The following is a 2331-nucleotide window of genomic DNA, read 5'->3' on the forward strand; positions in this document are numbered from 1 at the left end:
AAACTGATGGCTCCTTAATTTATCGTTAACTCTCTCCTATGCAAAGGTAAAAACTATATAAATCTTGTAAAAGATGACCGAGACCGAAGGATTACCTAAGAACTATTGACCTGAACCTGTAATAAAAATTTTCGCTAAAATTGAAACAGGCTCTAAATCTTCTCAATTAAAGATATTTATTAGCTATAGATACCGATATTCGTTTTGTTCTTTCATACCTCCTTATAAACAAGCTTATACCCCACTCCTTTCACTGTAATAATCTGAATACCGGGGTCTTTTTTCAGATATTTACGCAATGTGGCAAGATAAGTATCGAGGCTACGCGAATATATAACCCCGCTACTCCCCCAGTTATCTTCGAGCAAAACGTTGCGTTCGACAACATTACCCTGCTGTATACACAATGCCTGCAAAATTGAATTCTCTTTCTTGTTCAACTGGATGACCTCGTCAAATCCCCTTAATTCATTCTTAGACGGATCGAAACTGTATTTACCTATACAGAACGAATCCTGAGTTTGTTTATGCTCAATATCAGGCTCCCCGGCATCGTCCTTCCGTTTTAGAACTCTATACAATACGCTTATACAAAGCAATACCAAAACGACCAGCATACAGGTACAGATTGAAGCAGATGCCATATTTCGGAATATAATACCCGGCGTAATCTGCAATATGGCACGGACCGCCTCGGTGTCTGACAACTCAATAACCACTTCACTGTCGTAAGCAGTCTGTATCCGCACTTTACCCGGAGGCAAAGTTGTTTCCAACACTTCGCCGGAAGCAATATTATAACGCTCGATAGTGAAAGTCGCGGGAATGTCCTTATCATGCAGCATTCCGCCAAACAGGTCGGAAAGGCAATAAATATTCATAGGTACAATACTTTCGCGTAAATCACGAAAGACACGGTCGATAAATTTTTCTATCGAACGCCCTGAGATATTATTATATACAATCGTATCCCCAAGAGAACATTTCCTGACGATCATAATCTCCTCACTACCGCAGCTTTGTATCGACAACTCACCCGGATTTACAATATCAACCACCGGAACCCGGTAAGTTTGTTCTTTCTGATAAGCCTCTGCGAATGCTTCTTTTAGTTCGGTTACAAGGCGGAAATGCTCCTGCTGATATGTGTGATACATCCACACCGATTGCAAAACAAATAAAAAAGCACTCGCTGTCAACACCCAGAAGCAAGGGCGAATATATTTTTCAGTCAAACTCATGTACAAATATAATTTTTTATCTGATTCTCCCCAACAAGGACTACTTAACACAAAACATACAATATATTACATATCAAATATATAAGCAATTATTTGACATAAATACGACTATTTTTTGACGTTTATTTAGATACCCTATAAAGAATTGATGATTCTTTGAAAGCAAAAACTTTTATAATCACGGCAAATATAAAATCTTTGTTCCGGTGATTCACAGAAGAACTGCCTCCTGCTTTAGCCGGGGGAGAAAGCTCGAAAGTCGCAGCAACTATAATCACTAAGAAACTGTTATTCAATATAAACTCTAATAAAAAAAGATTATGAAAAAACTATTTTTACTAAGTGTATTAATTATGCTCTTCGCATTGACTACAAATGCACAGACTCCCTACCCTAAATTTTTAACTACGACTCACGACTTCGGTTCGATCGGGGAAGACAGCGGAACGGTAACGACCCGCTTCGAATTCACCAATGATGGGGATGCACCTCTCATTATCAAATGGATATCAGCTTCTTGCGGATGTACCACTTCCGACTGGACGCGCGAACCGATACCGCCAAAAGGCAAAGGATTCATAAATGTTTCCTACAATCCGAAAGGACGCCCGGGTGTGTTTACAAAAACAATATCAGTCAGAAGTAATTCATCAGATCAGCCTATTGCACTACAGGTAAAGGGTACTGTTACATCTACAATGTAATAACTACACAGGATTTACACAAAAAGACGGAAAGGGTTATGCAAAATGCATAGCTCTTTTTTCATTTCCCATATTGGTATTGCAAATTAATTATTAATGCGAATCAGTATTTCGTTTTGTTTAAATTATGTGTTCTTTTATTTTTTACATAACGGTTATCCTAGGCTAAATACTTTAGTCGTAGCTTCCTACTGCCGCGCCCTCCCGGGCTTGTCCTTCCTTTTGGCATTGCCCAAAAGGAAGCAAAAGGCTAGTGCTTTGTCCCTCGGCGACCCACCAACGGCTTGCCGGCTAAACGGGACGAAACTCGCCTGCGGCTCGGACAACATCCCGTTTCACGCCGCCTGCACCGGGTGGGTACCCCGCCTGCGGAACGTATGCACGGA

2 protein-coding genes are annotated in these 2331 nt (G+C 40.5%); one reads left to right on the forward strand and one right to left on the reverse strand.

Annotation, left to right across the window (positions count from 1 at the left end; translation table 11 throughout):
* Window positions 1–212: 212 nt before the first annotated feature.
* Window positions 213–1241, reverse strand: a complete 1029-nt coding sequence (locus tag D0T84_RS22055) for a winged helix-turn-helix domain-containing protein (RefSeq protein ID WP_163310069.1) — start codon at window positions 1239–1241, stop codon at window positions 213–215.
* Window positions 1242–1561: 320 nt separating this feature from the next.
* Here D0T84_RS22055 and D0T84_RS22060 point away from each other — a divergent pair, with 320 nt between their 5' ends.
* Window positions 1562–1945, forward strand: a complete 384-nt coding sequence (locus D0T84_RS22060; RefSeq protein ID WP_163310070.1) for a DUF1573 domain-containing protein — start codon at window positions 1562–1564, stop codon at window positions 1943–1945.
* The last annotated feature ends 386 nt before the right edge of the window (window positions 1946–2331 follow it).

Origin of the sequence: Dysgonomonas sp. 521 (assembly GCF_010501055.1) — a bacterium.
In the GTDB taxonomy this organism is placed as follows: domain Bacteria; phylum Bacteroidota; class Bacteroidia; order Bacteroidales; family Dysgonomonadaceae; genus Dysgonomonas.

What these genes read in the sequence shown, in the direction of transcription:
- D0T84_RS22055 (WP_163310069.1), bottom strand. Translation starts at nt 1,241, where the DNA reads ATGAGTTTGACTGAAAAATATATTCGCCCTTGCTTCTGGGTGTTGACA.
- D0T84_RS22060 (WP_163310070.1), top strand. Translation starts at nt 1,562, where the DNA reads ATGAAAAAACTATTTTTACTAAGTGTATTAATTATGCTCTTCGCATTG.